Source organism: Allosaccharopolyspora coralli (assembly GCF_009664835.1).
Classification (GTDB): domain Bacteria; phylum Actinomycetota; class Actinomycetes; order Mycobacteriales; family Pseudonocardiaceae; genus Allosaccharopolyspora; species Allosaccharopolyspora coralli.
On sequence record NZ_CP045929.1, the window covers coordinates 793,367 to 814,811 of the forward strand.

The following is a 21,445-nucleotide window of genomic DNA, read 5'->3' on the forward strand; positions in this document are numbered from 1 at the left end:
CGGCCTCGCACGGAGCTGGCACGATGACCTCATGCGGTTGGTCGGCCAGCAGGAGATCCACACGGCGCACGAGCACCTCGGCGGTGTGGTGCGGCGGACGCCGCTGGAGCACTCCCGGGTACTCGGTGAGCACAGCGGCGGCGAGGTCTACCTGAAGTGCGAGAACCTGCAGCGCACCGGTTCGTTCAAGCTCCGGGGCGCGTTCACCCGGCTGCGGAATCTCACCTCCGAGCAGGCCGCTGGTGGTGTCGTCGCGGCCAGCGCAGGCAACCATGCGCAGGGCGTCGCGCTCGCGGCATCGCTGCTGGGTATCCCGTCGACCGTGTTCATGCCGGATCGCGCACCGCTGCCGAAGCTGTCGGCGACCAAGTCGTACGGTGCCGAAGTGCACGTGGGCGGCGTGAACCTGCAGGACACGCTCACGGTAGCGGTCGAGCACGCCGAGAAGGCCGGGTCGGTGTTCATCCACCCCTTCGACCATCCGGACATCGTCGCCGGGCAGGCCACGGTCGGAGTGGAGATCCTGCGGCAGCTCCCTGAGGTCGCGACGATCGCGGTCCCGACCGGCGGCGGCGGGCTCGTGAGCGGCGTGGCGGCGGCGGTGAAGGCCGAGCGCCCCGACGTCCGGGTGGTGGCGGTGCAGGCGGCGCAAGCGGCGGCGTGGCCGGGCTCGTTGGCGGCCGGACGCCCACTGGCGGTGGACAGCAATCGGACGATGGCCGACGGGATCGCCGTCTCCGAACCGGGCGAGGTGACCTTCGCGCACGTCAACGCGCTCGTGGACGGTGTGCTGACGGTCAGCGAGGAGTCGCTGTCGCAAGCGTTGCTGTCGTGTCTGGAACGAGCGAAACTCGTCGCCGAACCGGCGGGTGTCGCGGCGGTCGCGGGCATGCTCGAACATCCCGAGCAGTTCCGTTCACCGACGGTCGCGGTGCTCTCCGGCGGCAACATCGACCCGCTGTTGTTGCACCGGCTGATCAGCCACGGGATGACGTCCGCGGGGCGCTATCTGTCGCTGCGGGTCCGCATCCCGGACCAGCCCGGTTCACTGGCGGCACTGCTCGCCGACATCGGTGAGCTGTCCGCGAACGTCCTCGACATCGAGCACTCCCGCATTTCCGGTGCGCTCGCGCTCGGCGAGGTCGATGTCGAGATCAGCCTGGAAACGCGGGGACCGGAACACCGCGAGCACGTCGTCGCGGAGCTGGAGCGGTCGGGCACGCGCGTGATCGGCAGCCGCTGACGACGATGGGAGGTCACCGGCGACGCAGCACGTCCCGGTGACCTCCCATCGACCCCCCTTCCGAGGTGAGTCGTGGCGCGGATCGAGGTTCCGCCACGGAACCACCAACGCAGCACGACTCGCTTCCGCTATGCCTGCTCAGAGGTTGCCGCGCAGGTCCTGTTCCCGCTCGATGGCCTCGAACAACGCCTTGAAGTTGCCGATGCCGAAGCCGAGCGAGCCGTGCCGCTCGATGAGCTCGTAGAACATCGTCGGGCGGTCCCCGATGGGCTTGGTGAAGATCTGCAGCAGGTAGCCGTCCTCGTCCCGGTCGACGAGGATGTTGTGCTTCTTGAGCTCCTCGATCGGCAACCGCACGTTGCCGATGCGCTCCCGCAGCTCCGGATCGTCGTAGTAGGAGTCCGGTACGTCGATGAACTCGATCCCGGCCGCGCTCATCGCGGTGATGCTGCGGACGATGTCGCCGGTGGCCAGGGCGATGTGCTGGCAGCCGGGCCCGGCGTAGAAGTCGAGGTACTCGTCGATCTGCGAGCGCTTCTTGCCGAGCGCCGGCTCGTTGAGTGGGAACTTCACCCGGTGGTTGCCGTTGGCGACGACCTTGCTCATCAGCGCCGAGTACTCCGTCGCGATGTCGTCGCCGACGAACTCGGTCATGTTCACGAAGCCCATGACGCGGTTGTAGAACGACACCCACTCGTCCATCTTGCCGAGCTCGACGTTGCCGACGCAGTGGTCGACGGCCTGGAACACGCGCTTCGGCGCGCCCTCGGGCTTGACGAAGCTGCCGCGCTTCGCGACGTAACCGGGCAGGTACGGACCCGAATACCCGGAACGGTCGATGAGCGTGTGGCGGGTTTCGCCGTAGGTCGCGATGGCCGCGCGGCGAATCGTGCCGTGCTCGTCGGCGACGTCGTTCGGCTCTTCGAGCACGGTCGCTCCCTGGGCACGGGCGTGCTCGACGCACTTGTCCACGTCGGAGACCTCGAGCGCGAGGTCGACCACGCCGTCGCCGTGCTTGGCGTGGTGTGGGACGAGCTCACTGGTCGGCTCGACGGCGCCCTTGAGGACGAAGCGGGCGGAGCCGGACTTGAGGACGTAGGCCTTGTGGTCGCGGTTGCCGTTCTCGGGCCCCGAGTAGGCGATGAGTTCCATGCCGAATGCGGCCTGGTAGAACACCGCGCTCTGGGTGGCGTTGCCGACGACGAAGACGACGGCGTCCAACGCGCGCACCGGGAACGGGTCCTTCGTCGCGTCGTGGTCGACGAGGCCGACGAGCTGCTTCATCTGGTCGAAGGTGACGTCGTCGATCGCGCCGGAGCGGCTGGGCTGGTTGACGGTCCCGGTCACGGTGCCCTCCCTGTGGTGGCCTGGTCTCGATGCGATCAGCGTGCACCGGGCAGACATCGTGAGCAACAGACGTCCGATTAGCTGTACAGATTGCCCAATGTGGGAGCGGTCCGATCGCCGAAACTGAGCAGACTGAACAGCGAGCGCACCTTCCGGCGCGGACCGCCCGTGAACGGGACGGGCACGGCGAGCATGGGCGCGCCAGTCCCGAGGCGTGAGCCTTTTCGGTGGCTATAGCAACTAAAAAGGCTCACGCCTCGGGACTGCCTGCCGCACGACAACGGGCGCCCGGGGAATCCCCGGACGCCCGCCGTCGAGTCGGACTGCTCAGCCGGTGAAGGGCTCCGCCTTCACGAGCGTGACCTTCATGGTGCCGCCCTGAGGCAGCTCGTACTCCCGGGTCTCGCCCTCCTTGGCCTCCAGCAAGGCCTGGCCGAGCGGGGAACTGGGGGAGTACACCTCGAGCTCGCCGTGCGCGCCTTCCTCCCGGTTGGCGAGCAGGAACTGCTCCGTGTCGTCCTCGCCGTCGTACCGCACGGTGAGGACCGAGCCGGGCCGGGCGATTCCGGACTCCGTCGGGGTGTCGCCGACCTGGGCGGTGCGGAGCAGCTCCTGGAGCTGCCGGATGCGGCCCTCCACCTGCCCCTGCTCCTCGCGCGCGGCGTGGTACCCGCCGTTCTCCTTGAGGTCGCCTTCCTCCCGCGCCTCGTTGATCTTCGCGGCGATCGCAGGACGGTTGGCCACGAGCTCGTCCAGCTCACCCTTGAGCCGGTCGTACGCCTCTTGGGTCAGCCAGGTCACCTGGGTCTCGCTCACGGTCACCACTCCTCGTCGACGTCGGCACCGCACTCCGCGGGCCGTCTCCACCCCGGCGCGGTTCGACCGCCGCAGCCAGGAAACGGAAAAACACGGCCCGCCCGGGGCCGTGCTGTCATCGACTCTAGCACGTCACAGGCCGCCGCGACGCCGATTTTCGGGCGCCGGCGGTGGCTACCGAGCGTGGTTCACTCGGTTGGCCGCGTCTGGCTGGACAAGTACTCGGGAACGCGGTACGTGCACCCGTAGACCTCGCCTGTGACCGGCCGTTCGGAGGTCGTGAGCACCGTGTCCAGCCGGGTCGTGCCCTGGGACGGGGCGACGAAGACCTCCTTGCGGCCGACCTCGGCGCCATCGACCTCCCGGGCACGCACGACGCACGCGGCGGGCTCGACCGGGTCGTCACGCTGCACCTCGAGAGTGATGTGTACCGACCGGTCGTCGAGCACCCGGAACGCGAGCTGTTCGCCCTGGATCGGGGGGCTCCCCCAGTTCCGGTACCCGATGAGCGTCACGGCGAGTAGTACTACGGCGCCGAGTCCGATCAGCAACCACCGGGCCCATACCGGCGGCCGTCGGTCGCCCCCACGCGAGCCGTAGCGGTCCGCCGGTGGGTCCGGTAGTGCCACGGTCGCCCTCCCGCTCGATTCGCCGACCTGCCCGTCGGAACTGTCGGTCCCCCGGGAACAATGGGAGACGACTACGGCGTTGAGTATCCCCGGGGTCCACGATCGCTCGTCGCCGGGGCTGTGTCCGGTGGCGCTGGGGTATCCGAGCTGTCGCTGCTCGGATCGTGGGCGCTCGGACCGACGGAACGGGCTCGGAGGAGCTCTGGAGCAGGAGGGACCGCCCGGCGATGGCCGAGAAGCTGCGTCTGATGACCGTGCACGCGCATCCGGACGACGAGTCGAGCAAAGGCGCGGCCACGACGGCGCGATACGTGGACGAGGGCCACGAAGTGATGGTGGTCACCTGCACCGGCGGTGAAGCGGGCAGCATCCTCAACCCCGCGATGGACCGCCCCGACGTCGTGGAGAACCTCACCTCGGTACGCCGGGAGGAGATGGCGACCGCGGCGTCGATCCTCGGTGTGCAGCACCGTTGGCTGGGGTTCCTCGACTCCGGGCTCCCCGAGGGCGATCCGCCGCCGCCGTTGCCCGAGGGCTGTTTCGCGCTGACGCCGCTGGAGACCTCGACCGCAGAGCTGGTGAAGGTGCTGCGCGAGTTCCGGCCGCACGTGGTGATCACCTACGACGAGAACGGTGGCTACCCGCACCCGGACCACATCCGTACCCACGAGGTGTCGATGGCAGCGTTCGACGCGGCGGGCGACCCCGATCTGTACCCGGGCGCCGGTGAGCCCTGGCAACCGTTGAAGCTGTACTACTCGCACGGCTTCTCCCGGAAGAAGATCGAGATGTTCCACCACGCGTTGACCGACCGCGAACTCGAGTCGCCGTACGGTGAGTGGCTGGAGCGTTGGGACACCTCGCGCCCGGATCCGTTCGACCGGGTCACCACGCAGGTCGAGTGCGCGGACCACTTCGAGGCTCGCGACGACGCGCTGCGCGCGCACGCCACCCAGATCGACCCGACGAGCCGCTGGTTCGCGGTGCCGCTGGACGTGCAACGCGAGCTGTGGCCCACTGAGGAGTACGAGCTGGTGCGGTCGCTGGTGGACACGACGTTGCCGGAGGACGACCTGTTCACCGGCGTGCAGGAAAGGGTCACGGCATGTTGATCGTCGGCGCCGCCGCCACCACGGTGTTGGCGCAGTTCCCGGGCGGTGGCCAGGGCGAAGACTTCGGAAAGTCCTCGCCGGTGGGGTTGTTCCTGCTCATCGCTTTCGGTATCGCGGTGGCGTTCCTCATCCGTTCGATGACCAAGCACCTGAAGAAGCTTCCGACGTCGTTCGACGAGCAGAAAGCCGCCGACGCGGCTCCCGCGCACGTCAAACGCGCGGAGGAGCAGGCTGCGGCCCGGGCGGAAGCCGAGGCGGCCGAAGCCGGGGACGAGTCGGCCGAACCCGCGAAGGGCAGCGACACGAGCACCGCGTGACCACTTTCCGCTGAATTCCAACCGAGCGAACGGCACTTTCGCCTCGTCTGGTGGGGCGAAAGTGCCGTTCGCTTCATGTGCTCCGGGGGCACGGCGCGCGGTTGCGGCTGGCAGGGTGGGGGCATGGCGGAACGGCTTGCGGACGCGACGAGTCCTTACCTGCTCCAGCACGCGGACAACCCCGTCGACTGGTGGCCCTGGTCGGCCGAAGCATTCGAGGAGGCCCGTCGCCGGGACGTGCCGGTGCTGTTGTCGGTCGGCTACGCGGCCTGCCACTGGTGCCACGTCATGGCGCACGAGTCCTTCGAAGACCCCGAGATCGCGGCGATCATGAACGAGAACTTCGTCACCATCAAGGTCGACCGCGAGGAACGCCCCGATGTCGACGCGGTGTACATGGAGGCCACGCAGGCGATGACCGGCCAGGGCGGCTGGCCGATGACCTGCTTCCTCACCCCGGACGCGGAACCGTTCCACTGCGGCACCTACTCGCCGCCGCGGCCGATGCAGGGGATTCCCTCGTTCCGGCAGCTGCTCTCGGCCGTCGTCGAGGCGTGGACCGAGCGTGGCGGCGAGGTCCGCGAGGCCGCCTCGACTGTCGTTGAGCAACTCTCCTCGCAGCGAACCGTGCTGCCGGAATCCGCTGTGGACTCGGACACGCTGGTCACGGCGGTGTCCGGACTGCACGAGGAGTTCGACAGCGCGAACGGCGGTTTCGGCAGCGCGCCGAAGTTTCCGCCCTCGATGGTGCTGGAGTTCCTACTGCGCCACCATGCCCGTCTCGGTGACGAAGGAACCGGTGCGCAGGCCAGGGACATGGCCGAGCGCACCGCCGAAGCGATGGCCCGCAGTGGCATGTACGACCAGCTCGCGGGCGGTTTCGCGCGCTACAGCGTCGACGCACGCTGGGTCGTGCCGCATTTCGAGAAGATGCTCTACGACAACGCTCTGCTCCTGCGCGCCTACGCACATCTCGCGCCACGGCGGGACTGGGCCGCTCGGGTGACGCGCGAGACCGCCGATTTCCTGCTCCGCGACATGCGTACTCCGGAGGGCGGTTTCGCGGCGTCGCTCGATGCCGACACCGACGGGGTCGAGGGACTCACGTACGTGTGGACACCCGAGCAGCTGTGCAGCGTCCTCGGCGACGACGACGGCGCGTGGGCGACCGAGCTGTTCGGTGTCACCGAAGCAGGCACGTTCGAACACGGCTCGTCCACGCTGCAGCTCCCTGAGGACCCGGACGATCACGAACGGTTCGAGCGGGTGCGCCGGGTGTTGTTGCAGGCGCGGGACCTGCGGCCCCAGCCGGGGATCGACGACAAGGTCGTCACCGCGTGGAACGGTATGATGATCGCCGGACTCGTCGAGGCGTCGATCGCGCTGGACGAGCCCGCCTGGCTGGCTGCCGCCGAACGCGCCGCCGAGCTGTTGCTGAGTCTGCACGTGCGAGACGGCAGAGTGGTGCGCACGTCACGGCACGGTGTCGCCGGAACGGCGGCCGGCGTGTTGGAGGACTACGGTTGCCTCGCCGACGGCCTGCTCGCGTTGCACCAGGCGACCGGTTCGGCGCGGTGGCTCGACGCCGCGTGCGAACTGCTCGACACCGCGCTGGAGCAGTTCTGCGACCAGGACGAAGCGGGCGTCTTCCACGACACGGCATCCGACGCGGAAACACTCGTGCGACGCCCGTCCGAGCCCGCCGACAACGCCAGTCCCTCGGGTGCCTCCGCAGTCACCCATGCCCTGCTCACCGCGTCGGTGCTCACCGACGCGGCACGGTCGGCGCGCTACCGGGAGGCAGCGGACGCGGCGCTCGGCCGGGCGGGTCTGCTCGCCCACCGGGCACCCCGCTTCGCCGGGCACTGGCTCGCGGCGGCCGAGGCGGCTCAGCACGGTCCGTTGCAGATCGCCGTGGCCGGCGCGGACGATCCCTCCCGCCGGGAGCTGCTCGACGCCGCCCGGGGCAGGGCGCCGGGCGGCGCGGTCGTGGTCGCAGGCGAGCCGGACGAGACGGGGGTGCCGCTCCTGGCGGGGCGTCCGCTCGTCGAAGGCGCCTCGGCGGCCTACGTCTGTCGCGGATTCGTCTGCGACCGCCCTGTCACCACTCCGGACGCGCTACGGAGCGCTCTGTCCTGACGCCGACTGTCTTCCCGTTCGCCCACCGCGAACCGTGTCACCTGCACGAGTCCTGCGCGATGCGTGCCCGATGCAAGCGTGTAATGCTGTAATCAGCCGACTGAAGCGGGGGTGACCGGAATGCGGTCGAGGTTCCAGCGAGTAGGACGTGGTCGGGGACCGTCGTGGACCGGCGGAGGGCCGGGTGCCGGGGAGCGGGGCCGTGGTCGCCCCGCCGAACCGCCGTCGGCCGAGGACGCACACGCCTGGTTCACGGGTCGGCTACCGGACGACTGGTTCACCGGAGCACCGGCGGTCACCGTCGACAAGGACGAGATCCTCGTCGTCGGAACGCTCCCGCCGCTCGACGACCAGTACGCCGACGAGCCGGCACGGGCGGCAGCGGAGAAGGGGCGCGTCGCCCGGTTCCGGGAAGACACACGCGACGAACGGGTGAGCATCGCGCGCCAGGCCGAGCACCGTTACGACCGCAAGGTCGCCTGGGGCGCCCGGATCGGCGGCACCGAAGAACTGTTCACCACGCTGTCCGTGCCGGTCATGACCAGACTCCGCCAGCCGGAGCGTGCTGTGCTCGACACTCTCGTCGACGCCGGCGTGGCACGGTCGCGTTCCGACGCGCTCGCGTGGTCGGTGCGCCTCGTCGGTGAGCACACGCAGGAGTGGCTCGCCGAGCTGCGCGAAGCGATGAGCACGGTCGACGAGCTGCGCAGGCAAGGGCCGCGCGCCCGAGCCGACTGACGGGCGACGAGTTCGGCGTAGGCGGGCGTGGGTGGCGCCGTGGCGGAACCTCAGCGCTCTCCTCGCTGCGGGATCGATCTCTCGATTAGCCGCCCTACGCGGCGGTATCGCTGTCCTCGCGAGGAGGGCGCTGAGAACCCGCGGGTGGTCGGGCTGTCTCCGTGGTGACCGCTCAGCGGCCGCTGACAAGACACGACGACAGCTTCTTCTGCAAGGAGCGGGCTCGGGCTACGAGTAGAGGGCGAGCCAGATCGCCACGTGGTGGCAGATCGCGGCGGTGGACACGGCCGCGTGGAAGAACTCGTGATAGCCGAACGTCTTCGGCCAGGGATCCGGCCACCGACACGCGTAGAAGATCGCACCGACGGTGTAGAGACCACCGCCGACGATGATGAGCACCAAGGCGGCCACACCCGCGTTCTCCAGCAGGTCCGGAAGCACGAACACCGCGACCCACCCGAGAGCGATGTAGACGGGTACCCCGACCCACCGCGGCCCGTGCGGCCACGCGAGCTTGAGCACGACACCACCGAGGGCACCGCCCCAGACCACTGCCAGCACCCAGGTCGCGGTCGTCGGCTGCATCGCCAGCATCGCCAGCGGCGTGTAGGTGCCCGCGATGAACACGAAGATCATCGAGTGGTCGAGGCGGCGCATCCAGGTGCGGGCGCCGAAGCTCTTCCACGTCGTGCGGTGGTAGAGCGCGCTGACGCCGAACAGGCCGAGCACGGTCGCCACGTAGATCGACGTGCCCAGCGCAGCGGAGCCGGAGACCGTCGCGGCGGCGAGCGAGATCAGTGTCGCGCCCGCGGCGACGGCCACGACGAGAGACCAGAAGTGGATCCAGCCCCGCATCCGGGGTTTCGTGATCGAAGCCGGTCGGCGTTCGGACATCGCGGAGGTCACGGATCGAGGTTACGGGCAGCGGGCGCCAGGCGAACAGACATGCGGGCGTGACATCCACTTCATCCGGCCGGTCGCCACGGATTCTCACCCGACCGGGGCAGCGGCGATCACGCGCGGAGAGTGGGACGAACGGGACGCGAGCCAGGGAGGGCTCTGCGCTTGCCTCGGGCCCGCGTAGGCTCGCGGAGCGTGGCGTTCAAGGACCGGGTGCGGAACCTTCTCTACGATCTCTACGAGCGGCGTGTCCGTCGGCAGCTCAGCGACGTGGCGGGGCCCCGGCACGTCGGGATCATCCTCGACGGCAACCGCAGGTGGGCGCGGGAGGCAGGACTCGACGTCGGCCACGGACACCGCGCAGGCGCCCGTAAGATCGCTGACTTTCTCGGCTGGTGCCAGGAAGCCGACGTCGAGGTCGTGACCCTCTGGTTGCTCTCGACCGACAACCTCGGCCGCACCTCCGACGAGATCGACACTCTGCTCGACATCATCGCCGGAGTGGTCGACGACCTCACCGAGCGCGACACGCGGTGGCGGGTCCGGATCGTCGGCGCGCTCGACCTGCTGCCCACCGAGGTCGCGGCCAGGTTGTCGGCCGCCGCACTGCGCACCGAGGGCCGGAAGGGCATGCAGGTCAACGTGGCCGTCGGCTACGGGGGTCGACGCGAGATCGCGGACGCGGTGCGCAAACTGCTCCAGCAACACGCCGAGGTGGGAACGTCGATCGAGGAGTTGGCCGAAGTACTCACCGTTGATCACATCGCCGAGCACCTCTACACCTCCGGGCAGCCCGATCCGGATCTGCTCATCCGCACGTCCGGTGAGCAGCGCCTGTCCGGGTTCATGCTGTGGCAGTCGGCGCACTCGGAGTTCTCGTTCTGCGAGGCCTACTGGCCGGCGTTCCGCCGGGTGGATTTTCTTCGCGCCTTGCGGCAGTACGGGGCACGGCACCGTCGTTACGGATCCTGACCGCCCGGACACGCAGAAGGGCCGGACCCGTCGGTCCGGCCCTTCTGGACGAGCTGGGTGATCAGCCCTCCACCGACGGGTGGTCGACGACCGGGGCGTTCACGCACTCGGCGGACTGCGGCGACAGGATCGGCACGACCGCGCCCAGGACAGCAACGTTGTTGCCGCAGGCCTGCACCGGCAGGACGCTGGCGTTGTTGTCGTTGAGGATGTTGACGCCGTCGTTGTCGTGGCTGTCGGCGTTGGCGACGGGGGCCAGGACCATGAGGCCGGCCGCTGCACCAGCGAGGACCGCTGCCTTCTTCAGCACTTCGTTCACTCTCCTTATGAGTTACCGCGGGATTCCCGCTCACCTCGGACGGGCCGACCGGACCGCGAGGTGGTCCTATGACTGGCGGGTTCGAAATAAAAGCTACCCGGTGATTCCGGACGATTCCAAACCGTGTACCACCATTGTGTGATCAACGGCCTCGTATTCGCAGGTAGATCCACTGCGAATGCTTTCCGGTGGCGGAGAAACAGAAGAATTGTTCCGGACATGCGAAAGGGGGCGTCGAGCTCGTGCTCGGCGCCCAGCGGCGATCAGCATGGTGTGCTGCGGTCACGCACGCGCGAATGATCGGGGTTCGGTGCGTGGGAACCCGCCTCGCGCGTTTGGTCGGCGAGGCCGGAACCTACTTTCCGGTAGTTTTCTTCTGTGGTCGAGTTCGGGGTCGAGAGCATTCTGCACGAGACGGATTCAGTGGGACGAGCCGGGTCCCGGAGCCGAAGCTCGAGACGCGAGAGAAGAGGTGACTAACACTATTGAGTGTATTGTTCGCAGTTCCTCTCAAGTTGATTCCGCCGCTCGGTGATGAGAACGAGTGAGTGTCTGTCGCCGGTGGTGCCGTGGCCGTATCCTCTACGTCGTGGACGCGCGGCGTTTCCTCACCGACCACCTGCTGCTCGGGCTTCGGCTCGAGGCCCTGGCTCCGGGCTGCGTCGACCCCCGCGGCGCACCGGCTGTCCTGCGTCGTCGCGCGGCCGCCGAACCCACGTTCGAGCCGTGCAGGCTCGTTCATGCCGCTCGGTGGCTACGGCGCACGCTGCGCTCGGTGGAACTGCCGGCCGATCTGAGACGGCACCTCGACGCACAACTGGTCGCGTGGGAATGCCTCGGAGAGCTCCTCGACGGTCGGAGCGTGCCGTTCCGAACCCGAGTCGAGCGCTACCACCAGGTGGCGGTCGGATTCGGGGAACCGGACGAGTACCACCGGGCACACCGCGAACTCGCGAACGCCCTCGGCGCTCGTCGCGACCTGGTAGGTGCGCTTCACGCGGTCGATCCGGTGATCCCGGCGGCCCGCGTCGTGCCGCTCGCGCGGGCGTTCGCCCGGTCGTTGCGTGAACACACCCGGGCGGTGGTGGGCCTGCCCGCTCAGGAGTCCGTTCGGATCGAACTCGTCACCGGCAGACGGTGGGGTGCCCTGCACGAGAACCTCGGTGATCTGCGGTCTGTCGTGCGGATCAACACCGACCGCGGTGTTCGTGCGCGGCGCCTGCCGCACCTCGTCGCGCACGAGGCCTACCCAGGCCACCACACCGAGAGTTGCCACGTCGACGGTCTCCCGGAACTCGCGCTCCGCCCGGTGCACGGTCCCCGGGCCGTGGTGTCCGAGGGACTGGCCGAGCTGGGGGTTCGCGCGGTCATCGGCGCCTGCTGGGGCCGCTGGGCTCAGGAGATCTACGCGGATTTCGGTGTTCGGGTGGACGGTGACCTGTTCCAGCAGCTCCGCGCGGCCATGGAACTGCTGCGCCCGGTGCGGCAGGACGCCGCGTTGATGCTGTACGAGTCTGGAACCGACGAGGACGAGATTCTCGCTTACCTGCGACGATGGTTGCTCGTCGACGACCGCGGCGCACGGGCGATCCTCGGCTTCCTCGCCGATCCCCGGTGGTGCACCCATGCGAGTGCCGCTGCCGCGGGCGTTCGATTGCTCGGCCCACTGCTCGGTGACCTCGCTCTGCGCCGTGTCCTGACCGAGCCCACGTTGCCCGCCGATCTGCGGACTCCTGCCTCCACCGCGGAGGTCGCGTCATGACGGCGGTGTTCGTCGGGCTCGCGACGGTCGACCTCGTGCAGCGCGTCGAACGCCTGCCGGGTCCGAACGAGAAGGTCGCTGCGCTCGATGCGGAGTTGCTCGCGGGCGGTCCGGCCGCCGTCGCGGCGCTGACGGCTTCCGTGCTCGGGTCGGAGTCGGTGCTGGTCACCGCGCTCGGCAGGCATCCGTTCGCGGCGTCGGCGACGGCGGAGCTCCACGAACACGGTGTGCGCGTGCTCGATTCCGCCGACACCGGCGGCGTGCCTCCTGTCTCGGCGGTAACGGTGCAGAGCGGCACCGGCGAACGCAGCGTCGTCTCCCGCAGCGCCGCAGGCAGGGTGAGCACTCCACCGGACGCGTTCTCGGAGGTCGTCGGTGGTGCCGACCTCGTCCTGCTCGACGGGCACTACCCGGAACTCGCGTTGGCGGCGGCTCGTCTCGCGAGCAGTGCGGGCGTGCCCGTGCTGCTCGACGGTGGAAGCTGGAAGCCCGTGCTCACCGACCTGTTGCCGCTGGTGGACGTCGCGGTGTGTTCGGAGGACTTTCGTGCTCCCGGCACCGACACACCCGAATCACAGGGCCCGGCACTGCTCGACCGGGGTGTCGACGCCGTGGCCGTCACCCGAGGCGCCGCGCCGGTGCTGTGCTGGTCCCTGCGCGGTGAACCGGAGGAGTTGTCCGTGCCGCCGGTCGACGCGGTCGACACACTCGGCGCAGGCGACGTCTTCCACGGTGCGGTGGCGCACGCGATGTGTCAGAGCGCGTGGCGTGAACGGTTACCCGAAGTAATCGATTTCGCCGGTCGGGTGGCGTCGGCCCGAGTCGCCCACAGGGGCAGGACGTCGTGGATCGACGCACTCCACACCAGTGCTGACCTCGTGTTTCTCGGGTGACGACCGAAGTGTGCGGGCCTGCGGACGAAGACCGGGACGTGGCGTGCGGATGACGATTCGCTGAATCACCTGTGTGGCTGCCTGCCCAGAGCCGATCACGGCGGTAGCGTCCGCGGTGACGGGCCGTGTCGTAAGCGGTCCGTCCGGGGAGGCCCTGACCGTGGTTGCGAGCAGGATCGAACGACTCCGTCGTTCGTCGCGTACGCGAGGGGCCGGTGCGTGGCCCTCGTGGTCGCGGCGGACCGGACGAGGTCCTGCCCGGGCACGGTGGGGCCGGCCCGGCCCGCCGACGTGCGGGTGTGCCCGCCACGCCCGCGAGGGAGTAGCCGTGACGACACGACGTTCCCGGCCGCACGCGGACCACAGCACCACGGATTCCGCTCGCCGCCCGTCCACCGCAGGTGACATGCCGATCAGCGCCGACACGGAGGTTCGTACCTACGTCCTGGACACTTCGGTGTTGCTCTCCGATCCCTGGGCCATGACCCGGTTCGCCGAGCACCACGTCGTGCTTCCGTTGGTCGTGATCAGTGAACTGGAGGCGAAACGCCACCATCCGGAACTCGGCTGGTTCGCCAGAGAGTCGTTGCGGGTGCTGGACGAGCTGCGGATCGAGAACGGCAAACTCGACGCGCCGGTCACGGTCACCGACGAGAACGGTCTGCTGCACGTCGAGCTGAATCATTCGGATCCGTCGGTGCTTCCGCCCGGTTTCCGTACCGACTCCAACGACACCCGGATCCTCGCGTGTGCGTTGAACCTGGCCGCGGAGGGCAACGCCGTCACGTTGGTCACCAAGGACATGCCGATGCGGGTCAAGGCCGCGTCGGTGGCCTTGGAAGCCGACGAGTATCGAGCACAGGACGTCGTCTCGTCCGGATGGACGGGAATGGCCGACGTGGACGTTCCGTCCGGCGAGGTGGACACCCTGTTCAAGCAAGGCGTCGCCGACATCGACGAGGCCAAGGATCTGCCCGTGAACACCGGTTTGCGGCTGCTCGCCGGCTCCCAGAGCGCGTTGGGCCGGGTGACCGCCGACAAGCAGGCCAAGCTGGTGCGGGGCGACCGCGAGGCGTTCGGCCTGCACGGGCGGTCGGCCGAGCAGCGGATCGCGCTGGACCTGCTGCTCGACCAGGACGTCGGGATCGTCTCGCTCGGTGGACGAGCAGGCACCGGCAAGTCGGCACTGGCGTTGTGCGCGGGCCTCGAAGCGGTGATGGAACGTCAGCAGCACCGCAAGGTCGTCGTGTTCCGCCCGGTGTACGCCGTCGGCGGGCAGGACCTCGGCTACCTGCCGGGCAACGAGAACGACAAGATGATGCCGTGGGCGCAGGCCGTCTTCGACACCTTGGGTGCGCTGGCCAGTGAGAACGTCCTCGAGGAAGTGCAGGAGCGGGGCATGCTCGAGGTGCTGCCGCTGACCCACATCAGGGGGCGGTCGCTGCACGACTCGTTCGTGATCGTCGACGAGGCGCAGTCGCTGGAACGCAACGTGCTGCTGACGGTGCTCTCGCGGCTCGGTGCGAGCTCCAAGGTCGTGCTCACCCATGACGTCGCCCAGCGCGACAACCTCCGGGTGGGCAGGCACGACGGGGTGGCGGCCGTGATCGAGAAACTCAAGGGGCATCCCCTGTTCGCCCACGTCACGCTGACCCGCTCGGAGCGTTCGCCGATCGCCGCCCTGGTGACCGAGATGCTCGAAGACGAGCTCACCCCCTGAGAAGGCGTTGTGGATCTTGGGTGGGTGGTCCGGTACCGCCGCCCCAGTTCGTGCCTCGCGGCGTTGGGGTCCTCTTGAGTACCAGGCGTACGCGGCGAGAACCCCTGCCTTGCGAGGCACGAACTGGAACGCCGGAGCTCCTCACCCTGTCGAGGCTGAGCACGTATGACCGTGCCCTACGGGCACACAAGCCAGTTCTCAAATGCTCTCTAAGGGGCGGGCGGTCCAGTGGCCGCGGGGTGGCAAATTCGCGCGAATTTGCCACCCCGCTGTCCACAGGCGGCGGAGTTGTCCCCAGCCGGTTGGGTGGTCACCAGCCTGCGGGCAGGGGGCGACCTTCGGCGAAACCGGAGGCGGACTGGATGCCGACGAGTGCGCGCTCGTGGAAGTCCTCCAAGGTGCGGGCACCGGCGTAGGTGCAAGAGGACCGCAGCCCGGAGGTGATCTCGTCGAGCAGGTCCTCCACTCCCGGACGCAGCGGGTCGACCGTCATCCGCGAGCTGGAGATGCCCTCCTCGAACAGCGCCTTGCGAGCCTGGTCGAACGTATTGTCGCCGCGCGTGCGAGCGCTCACGGCGCGCTTCGAGGCCATGCCGAACGACTCTTTGTACGCCCGGCCCTGCTCGTCACGCTGGAGGTCACCGGGCGACTCGTAGGTACCCGCGAACCACGAACCGACCATCACCGACGATGCTCCGGCGGCGAGCGCCAGCGCGACGTCTCGCGGGTGTCGCACACCGCCGTCGGCCCACACGTGCTTGCCGAGTTCTCGCGCGGCGTCGGCGCACTCGGCGACGGCCGAGAACTGCGGGCGGCCGACGCCCGTCATCATCCGCGTGGTGCACATCGCGCCTGGCCCGACACCGACCTTGATGATGTCCGCGCCCGCCTCGGCGAGGTCCCGAACACCGGCAGCGGTGACGACGTTGCCCGCCACGACCGGAACCTCCGGCGAGACCGAACGTACCGCCTTCAACGCGGCGAGCATCTTCTCCTGGTGGCCGTGCGCGGTGTCCACGACGAGCGTGTTCGCGCCTGCCGCGAGCAGCGCGGACGCCTTCGCGGCGACGTCACCGTTGACTCCGACGGCGGCAGCTACGCGCAACGAGCCGGTGTCGTCCAGGGCGGGGGTGTAGATCTCCGACCGCAGCGCGGAGCGACGCGTCATGATTCCGGCGAGCGTGCCCGCCGCGTCGACGGCGAGCGCTACCGACTTGCCCTGCTCGTGGAGCTGCTCGAAGACCTCGCGCGGCTTGGTCTCCAGTGGGAGCACCAGCGGCTTGTGGTCGGCGACCTCTTCGACCCTCGCGAAACGGTCGACACCGGTGCACGCCGACTCGTCGACCACCCCGACCGGGCGGTCCGAGTCGTCGACGACCACGACCGCGCCGTGCGCACGCTTCGGGAGCAGGTTGCTCGCGTCGGCGACGGCGTCCCGCGCGTGCACCACCAGCGCGGTGTCCCACACGGTATGGCGTTGTTTGACCCAAGCGATGATCTCGGCGACCGCGTCGGGATCGACGTCCTGCGGAATGACGGTCATGCCGCCGCGTCGCGCCACGGTCTCGGCCATCCGGCGCCCGGCGACGGCGGTCATGTTCGCCACCACGAGCGGCAGCGTCGTCCCGGAGCCGTCCGTGGTCGCGAGGTCGACGTCGAAGCGCGATTCCACGCCCGAGCGTCCCGGCGCGAGGAACACGTCGTCATAGGTCAGGTCGGTGGCGGGCTGCTGCCCGTTCAAGAACTGCACGAGTCCCCACGATACGGGGTCGGGCGCCGGTCACGGCCCGACGCGGGTACCCGAAGGTGACTGCTCGCGATCGGACTTCGGGTGCCTACCCGCCGGAGCGCGTAGGCCAGCCACAGGAGAACCACCACGCAGAGCGCGAACGACGCCACGGTCGCGTAGTACACCGGCACGAGCGGAATCGATGCCGAGGTTGCCGCCGCCACCACACCGAACACCACGTGAACACGTCGGTCATCGGAGCGAGCCGAATTCCTCATGAGTGTCGTGCCCCACCGTACGACCGGACGCCGGTCAGGCATCGTCGTCGAGTTCGCCTCGGACCGAGCTGTACGCCTGGTAGTCGCGAAAGAAGCGGCTGTAGAGCTCGGTGCCGTCGTCGAAGGTCGCGTCCTCGACGGGCCGGACGTCGACGACGTCCTTGAGCTTCCAGGTGATCGGCCGGTGGTGTTCGTCCTCGTAGCTGGTCTCCAGCTCCTTGCCGAAGCTGCGGGCCTTCTCCCGTGCTTCTTCCTCGTCCGCGGCTTTGAGAAGGACGAACGACTCCTCGTACAGCGGTTGGTGCTCGGCCGCGTCGGAGGTCGACTCGACGACCAGGACCGCCACGTAGACGTCGGGTTCGGATCGCTGCGTGCGGAGTTCGGCGAGCGGGTCGACCGGGGTGCCGACCGGGATCGACCCGACGGCCTCGAGATCCTCGTCGGGCTGCTCGGCGGTGTCGTCGTGCGGGGAAGTCATGCGTCCCAGGATGTCACCGCTTCGGAAGCAGGGCGCGCACGGCGTCGAGGGTGTCCGCGTTCGCGGCGTCCTTGTCCGGCCGGTACCGCAGTACCCGGGCGAACCGCAGCGCCACACCGCCGTCGTAGCGGGTGCTGGTCTGCACTCCGTCGAGCTCGATCTCGACGACGATCTCCGGGTGCAGGTACACCGCCCAGTCGTCGGATCGCGTGGCGTGGCGCGGGAATTCCTCGGTCTGCCAGGCGAGCAGCTCGTCGGTGAGACCCTTGAACGTCTTGCCGACCATGATCGGCGGGCCGCCGTCGGGGTCGCGCGCCGCGAGGTGCAGGTTGGACAGCGAGCCGGTGCGGCGACCGTGTCCCCACTCGGCGGCGAGGACGACGAGATCGAGGGTGTGCGCGGGTTTGACCTTGCGCCAGGTTCGGCCACGACGGCCCGCCGCATAGACGGAATCGAGGCTCTTGACCATGACGCCTTCGTGCCCGTTGTCGAGCGCTTCGTCCAGCAACGTGCTCGCCTGGTCCGGGCTCGGTTCGAGCATGCCCGGAATGCGGTGCGGGGCCGCGACGGTGTCGAGCGCGTCGAGCCGTTTGTGCAGCGGTTCGTCGAGCAGGTCGAGGCCGTCGAGATGTAGACAGTCGAAGAAGTAGGGCTGCAACAGCAGGTCACGAGGGCTCTGGGCGCCGAATCGTCCCATCGTCTCCTGGAACGGCCGGGGACGACCGGCGTCGCTGAGCGCGAGTGTCTCGCCGTCGAGCACCACGGACCGGCACGGCAGGCCGCGAACGAGGTCGACGAGTTCGCCGACGTGCTCGGTGATCTCGCGGAGTGTCCGGGTCCACACGTGCACTTCGTCGCCGTCGCGGTGCACCTGGATCCGGGCACCGTCCAGCTTGTACTCGACGGAGGCGTCTCCGAGATCGTCGAGCGCCTGATCGAGAGAGTCGGCGGGGGAGGCGAGCATGGGGCGCAACGGTCTCCCCAGCTCGAGCCGGAATCCCGCCAGCGCCTCCTCACCGCCGGTCAGTGCGGCCTCGGAGGTCAGCGCGAGCCTGCCGGAGAGCATGAACGCGCGCCGCACCACCTCCGACCGAACCCCGGCAGCGGTCGCGATCGCTTCGAGCATCACGCCCTCCAGCGCGCCCTGCCGAAGCTCGCCGCCGAGCAGGCGCACCAGGAACCGCTGCTCGTCCTCGGTCGCCGCGCCGAGTAGGGCGGTGAGCGCGTCCGTGCGTCGCTGTGCGGAGCCGCTACCGCTGATCTCGCGAAGCCGGTCGATCGACTCGTCCACCTCGGACACCGTGAGCGCGGCCTGTTCGGACGGCGACACGGTCGCGGTGGACAGCGTCGACCAGCCCACGCCCGCGCGCCCTCCGGGGAGTTCCCCGGCGAGGAACGCGGTCGCGAAACGGATCTCGGCGCGGTCGAGCCGGGCGAGCAGGCCGGCAAGGGCGGCGACCTTCGCCTTGCGCGAGCGGGTCGCCGCGACCTCGCCCGAGGTCGCGACGACCTCCGCGAACAACACCATGCGCCCATGGTGCGCTCGACCCCCGACAACCGTCCTGGAGACGGCCGTCAGGCCGGGGGATGCGCCATGGCGAGGACGTCGAGGGCGGTGTCGAGTTGTTCCACGGTGAGCGTGCCGTTGTCGACGTGGCCGCGTTCGAGGACGACCTCGCGGATCGGGCGCCGCTCCTTGAGCGCCTGCTTGGCCACGGCGGCGGCTTCCTCGTAGCCGATGTAGCGGTTCAGCGGGGTCACGATCGACGGTGACCCTTCCGCGTACTCGCGGGCGCGCGCGGCGTCGACTTCCAGTCCGGCGAACACCTTGTCCGCGAGCAGCCGCGACACTCCGCCGAGCAGGCGAGCCGACTCGAGCACGTTGCGGGCGATGACCGGCAGGTTCACGTTCAGTTGGAAGTTGCCCTGCGCCCCGGCGAACGAGACCGCCGCGTCGTTGCCGACGACCTGCGCGACGACCTGCAGCGTCGCTTCCGGGATCACCGGATTCACCTTGCCGGGCATGATCGACGAGCCGGGTTGCAGGTCGGGCAGCGCGAGCTCGGCGAGGCCGGTCCGCGGGCCGGAGCCGAGCCACCGCAGGTCGTTGGCGATCTTGTTGAGGCTCACGGCGACGGTTTTGAAGTGCCCGGAGGTCTCCACTACGCCGTCCTGGGTGGCTTGTGCCTCGAAGTGGTCGCGTGCCTCGGTCAGCGGCAGCCCGGTTACCGAGGCGAGCTCGGCGGCGACCTTCGTTCCGAACCCGGCGGGGGCGTTGAGGCCCGAGCCGATCGCCGTACCGCCGATCGGCAGCTCGCCGAGCCGGTCGAGCCCGGACCGCAGCCGCTCGACGCCGTAGCGCATCTGACTCGCCCACGCTCCGGCCTCCTGCGCGAGCGTCATCGGCACTGCGTCCATCAGGTGTGTGCGGCCGGACTTGACGACCTCACCCCACTCGGCGGCGCGGGACTCCACCGTCGTGGCGAGGTGTTCCAGTGCCGGAATCACCTCGGTCAGCACGGCTTCGGTCGCCGCGACCCGGATGGTCGTGGGGAACGTGTCGTTCGAGGACTGCGAGGCGTTCACGTGGTCGTTCGGGTGCACGTCCTGCCCGAGTGCGCGGCTCGCCAGCGTCGCCACGACCTCGTTGGCGTTCATGTTGGACGAGGTGCCGGAGCCCGTCTGGAACACGTCGATCGGGAAGTGTTCGTCGTGCCGTCCCTCGGCGACTTCGTCGGCGGCGGTCGCGATCGCTTCGGCCAGCCCGGGCTCGAGAATCCCGAGCTGTCCGTTCACGCGGGCCGCGGCGGCCTTGAGCAGGCCGAGTGCCCGGATCTGCGCGCGTTCGAGGCCGCGCCCGGAGACGGGGAAGTTCTCCACGGCCCGCTGCGTCTGCGCGCGGTAGAGGGCGGCGGCGGGCACCCTGACCTCGCCCATCGTGTCGTGCTCGATCCGGAAGTCCTGTTCGTCCATGGTCGAAGTGTGGACCCGGAAGGGCGGCCGAGGCACCAGGACATGCCTCATCGCACACGACGAAGGCGGCGCCCGGAGAAGTCCGGACGCCGCCCTCGTGTGTTCGAGCCGTCAGGCCCCGATCGTCTGGTTGATCCAGTCGAGGTGGGTCGTGGCGTCGGTGTAGATCGACGGTGCCGTGCCGCAGACCGGGACCGGGCTGCCCAGCCGGCTGGTCACACCGGTCAGCCGCCAGTTGCCGGGCTCGCCTTCCAGCTGCGGGCCGCCGGAGTCTCCGAAGCAGGCGTTCGAGCCGAGCTGCTCACTGCCGGTACAGATCTCGCTGGCGCCGTCGATGAACCCGAGCGTGCACGCCGCGTCCGGGGCGACGTTGGTCTCGAGCTCCTGCAGCTGAGCCGGCGGCTCGCCGCAGCCGCGCACCGGACAGGTCAGGCCCCAGCCGATGATCCGGCTCGCGGTGCCCGGCTCACCCGAGGCGTCCGCCAGCGGGATCGGGGTGTTGGCCACCGGCGCGTCCAGCTTCAGCAGGGCGATGTCGTTGGCGGTCGAGTACTCCGGATGCACCTTGATCTCCGAGACGCCCGCCTCGGTGCCGCCGCTGGTCTGGTCGGGGCTGCCGATGCGCAGGTTCAGGCCGCTCGGCTGCACGTCCTGCACGCAGTGCGCGGCGGTGAGGACCCACTCCGGGTCGATCAGCGACGCGCCGCAGCTGTGGTTGCCGTCGCGCTGCAGCGAGGCCATCCAGTCGTATTGTTCGGTGGCCTCGTGGCCGCCGACGATCAGTGTGTCGGGATCGTCGGTCTGCGTGGCGGCCGACGCTGACAGCGGTAGTGCCCCCGCCACGAGCGCGCACGCTGCGATGCCGCTCATCACCAGTGACTTCACGCGCACCGGCTTCTCCTCTCCCGCGGATTGTTTCGCAGAAGGTAAGCAGTAAGTTACTGACCAGGTACCGCCGAGTGCAGTGCAACCGCTGGTCCGGATGGAGTAATTGCCTTCGCGGGGTAGTTCGATTGTGATCACCGTGCCCGGCATGGGCGATTCGCTCACTCGACGGAAACCGATCGCGGCTAGCCTGGA

19 protein-coding genes are annotated in these 21,445 nt (G+C 69.2%); 9 read left to right on the forward strand and 10 right to left on the reverse strand.

Translation table 11 applies throughout. The features are described from left to right. The first annotated feature begins 31 nt into the window (after nt 1–31). Nucleotides 32–1,243 carry a threonine ammonia-lyase gene (gene ilvA / locus GIY23_RS03810; protein ID WP_154075392.1) on the forward strand — a complete coding sequence of 404 codons (1,212 nt, stop codon included), beginning with the start codon at nt 32–34 and terminating at the stop codon, nt 1,241–1,243. Between the two features lie 138 nt (nt 1,244–1,381). Here ilvA and hppD read toward each other — a convergent pair whose 3' ends face one another. From hppD to GIY23_RS03825, 3 genes are all read right to left on the reverse strand, one after another. After that, nucleotides 1,382–2,527, reverse strand: coding sequence for a 4-hydroxyphenylpyruvate dioxygenase (gene hppD / locus GIY23_RS03815; protein ID WP_228717677.1), 1,146 nt, complete (start codon nt 2,525–2,527; stop codon nt 1,382–1,384). A 390-nt stretch (nt 2,528–2,917) separates the two neighbouring features. Continuing rightward, a complete protein-coding gene (greA, locus tag GIY23_RS03820; protein ID WP_187352014.1) occupies nt 2,918–3,406 on the reverse strand; it encodes a transcription elongation factor GreA in 489 nt (162 codons plus the stop codon). A gap of 188 nt (nt 3,407–3,594) precedes the next feature. Then, on the reverse strand, nt 3,595–4,035 hold the full coding sequence (locus GIY23_RS03825) for a DUF4307 domain-containing protein (RefSeq protein WP_154075395.1): 441 nt from the start codon (nt 4,033–4,035) through the stop codon (nt 3,595–3,597). Nucleotides 4,036–4,262: 227 nt separating this feature from the next. Here GIY23_RS03825 and mca point away from each other — a divergent pair, with 227 nt between their 5' ends. The 4 genes from mca to GIY23_RS03845 all read left to right on the forward strand — a co-directional run bounded on the left by mca (nt 4,263) and on the right by GIY23_RS03845 (nt 8,341). Beyond that, a complete protein-coding gene (mca, locus tag GIY23_RS03830; protein WP_154075396.1) occupies nt 4,263–5,147 on the forward strand; it encodes a mycothiol conjugate amidase Mca in 885 nt (294 codons plus the stop codon). After that, the gene (locus GIY23_RS03835) at nt 5,141–5,464 is read left to right on the forward strand and encodes a hypothetical protein (RefSeq protein ID WP_154075397.1); all 324 of its coding nucleotides are present in this window, start codon (nt 5,141–5,143) and stop codon (nt 5,462–5,464) included. The genes mca and GIY23_RS03835 overlap by 7 nt, the downstream gene beginning before the upstream one ends. Before the next feature lie 123 nt (nt 5,465–5,587). Then, complete coding sequence (locus GIY23_RS03840) at nt 5,588–7,603, forward strand: thioredoxin domain-containing protein (protein ID WP_154075398.1); 2,016 nt, start codon at nt 5,588–5,590, stop codon at nt 7,601–7,603. Nucleotides 7,604–7,723: 120 nt separating this feature from the next. Further along, entirely contained in the window at nt 7,724–8,341 is a 618-nt protein-coding gene (locus GIY23_RS03845; protein WP_154075399.1) for a hypothetical protein, read from the forward strand. 228 nt (nt 8,342–8,569) lie between these two features. Here GIY23_RS03845 and trhA read toward each other — a convergent pair whose 3' ends face one another. Beyond that, nucleotides 8,570–9,235 carry a PAQR family membrane homeostasis protein TrhA gene (trhA, locus tag GIY23_RS03850; RefSeq protein WP_154078588.1) on the reverse strand — a complete coding sequence of 222 codons (666 nt, stop codon included), beginning with the start codon at nt 9,233–9,235 and terminating at the stop codon, nt 8,570–8,572. Nucleotides 9,236–9,436: 201 nt separating this feature from the next. On the opposite strand from trhA, the gene GIY23_RS03855 reads away from it, so the two are divergent. Next, on the forward strand, nt 9,437–10,213 hold the full coding sequence (locus GIY23_RS03855; RefSeq protein ID WP_154075400.1) for an isoprenyl transferase: 777 nt from the start codon (nt 9,437–9,439) through the stop codon (nt 10,211–10,213). A gap of 61 nt (nt 10,214–10,274) precedes the next feature. Here the strand turns inward: GIY23_RS03855 and GIY23_RS03860 are convergent, their stop codons facing one another. Further along, complete coding sequence (locus GIY23_RS03860) at nt 10,275–10,532, reverse strand: hypothetical protein (RefSeq protein WP_323847475.1); 258 nt, start codon at nt 10,530–10,532, stop codon at nt 10,275–10,277. Nucleotides 10,533–11,121: 589 nt separating this feature from the next. Here GIY23_RS03860 and GIY23_RS03865 point away from each other — a divergent pair. From GIY23_RS03865 to GIY23_RS03875, 3 genes are all read left to right on the forward strand, one after another. After that, complete coding sequence (locus GIY23_RS03865) at nt 11,122–12,294, forward strand: DUF885 domain-containing protein (protein ID WP_154075401.1); 1,173 nt, start codon at nt 11,122–11,124, stop codon at nt 12,292–12,294. Continuing rightward, nucleotides 12,291–13,187, forward strand: a complete 897-nt coding sequence (locus tag GIY23_RS03870; protein WP_154075402.1) for a PfkB family carbohydrate kinase — start codon at nt 12,291–12,293, stop codon at nt 13,185–13,187. The genes GIY23_RS03865 and GIY23_RS03870 overlap by 4 nt, the downstream gene beginning before the upstream one ends. A 406-nt stretch (nt 13,188–13,593) precedes the next feature. After that, nucleotides 13,594–14,907: a PhoH family protein gene (locus tag GIY23_RS03875; RefSeq protein ID WP_154078590.1), complete on the forward strand. Its 1,314-nt coding sequence runs from the start codon at nt 13,594–13,596 to the stop codon at nt 14,905–14,907. Nucleotides 14,908–15,217: 310 nt separating this feature from the next. Here the strand turns inward: GIY23_RS03875 and guaB1 are convergent, their stop codons facing one another. The 5 genes from guaB1 to GIY23_RS03900 all read right to left on the reverse strand — a co-directional run bounded on the left by guaB1 (nt 15,218) and on the right by GIY23_RS03900 (nt 21,256). Then, nucleotides 15,218–16,657 (reverse strand): GMP reductase, encoded by a 1,440-nt coding sequence (gene guaB1, locus GIY23_RS03880; RefSeq protein ID WP_154075403.1) that lies wholly within the window; start codon nt 16,655–16,657, stop codon nt 15,218–15,220. Nucleotides 16,658–16,948: 291 nt separating this feature from the next. Next, complete coding sequence (locus GIY23_RS03885) at nt 16,949–17,392, reverse strand: DUF4288 domain-containing protein (protein WP_154075404.1); 444 nt, start codon at nt 17,390–17,392, stop codon at nt 16,949–16,951. A gap of 13 nt (nt 17,393–17,405) precedes the next feature. Next, nucleotides 17,406–18,920: an ATP-dependent DNA ligase gene (locus GIY23_RS03890; protein ID WP_154075405.1), complete on the reverse strand. Its 1,515-nt coding sequence runs from the start codon at nt 18,918–18,920 to the stop codon at nt 17,406–17,408. A 47-nt stretch (nt 18,921–18,967) separates the two neighbouring features. Next, nucleotides 18,968–20,365: a class II fumarate hydratase gene (locus GIY23_RS03895; RefSeq protein ID WP_154075406.1), complete on the reverse strand. Its 1,398-nt coding sequence runs from the start codon at nt 20,363–20,365 to the stop codon at nt 18,968–18,970. Between the two features lie 111 nt (nt 20,366–20,476). Then, nucleotides 20,477–21,256: a S1 family peptidase gene (locus GIY23_RS03900; protein ID WP_228717531.1), complete on the reverse strand. Its 780-nt coding sequence runs from the start codon at nt 21,254–21,256 to the stop codon at nt 20,477–20,479. Between the last annotated feature and the right edge of the window lie 189 nt (nt 21,257–21,445).

Excerpts from the sequence above, each read along its gene's own strand:
- ilvA (WP_154075392.1), top strand. The coding sequence starts at position 32 with ATGCGGTTGGTCGGCCAGCAGGAGATCCACACGGCGCACGAGCACCTC.
- hppD (WP_228717677.1), bottom strand. The coding sequence starts at position 2,527 with ATGAAGCAGCTCGTCGGCCTCGTCGACCACGACGCGACGAAGGACCCG.
- mca (WP_154075396.1), top strand. The coding sequence starts at position 4,263 with ATGGCCGAGAAGCTGCGTCTGATGACCGTGCACGCGCATCCGGACGAC.
- GIY23_RS03835 (WP_154075397.1), top strand. The coding sequence starts at position 5,141 with ATGTTGATCGTCGGCGCCGCCGCCACCACGGTGTTGGCGCAGTTCCCG.
- GIY23_RS03840 (WP_154075398.1), top strand. The coding sequence starts at position 5,588 with ATGGCGGAACGGCTTGCGGACGCGACGAGTCCTTACCTGCTCCAGCAC.
- GIY23_RS03845 (WP_154075399.1), top strand. The coding sequence starts at position 7,724 with ATGCGGTCGAGGTTCCAGCGAGTAGGACGTGGTCGGGGACCGTCGTGG.
- trhA (WP_154078588.1), bottom strand. The coding sequence starts at position 9,235 with ATGTCCGAACGCCGACCGGCTTCGATCACGAAACCCCGGATGCGGGGC.
- GIY23_RS03870 (WP_154075402.1), top strand. The coding sequence starts at position 12,291 with ATGACGGCGGTGTTCGTCGGGCTCGCGACGGTCGACCTCGTGCAGCGC.
- GIY23_RS03875 (WP_154078590.1), top strand. The coding sequence starts at position 13,594 with ATGCCGATCAGCGCCGACACGGAGGTTCGTACCTACGTCCTGGACACT.
- GIY23_RS03885 (WP_154075404.1), bottom strand. The coding sequence starts at position 17,392 with ATGACTTCCCCGCACGACGACACCGCCGAGCAGCCCGACGAGGATCTC.
- GIY23_RS03890 (WP_154075405.1), bottom strand. The coding sequence starts at position 18,920 with ATGGTGTTGTTCGCGGAGGTCGTCGCGACCTCGGGCGAGGTCGCGGCG.
- GIY23_RS03895 (WP_154075406.1), bottom strand. The coding sequence starts at position 20,365 with ATGGACGAACAGGACTTCCGGATCGAGCACGACACGATGGGCGAGGTC.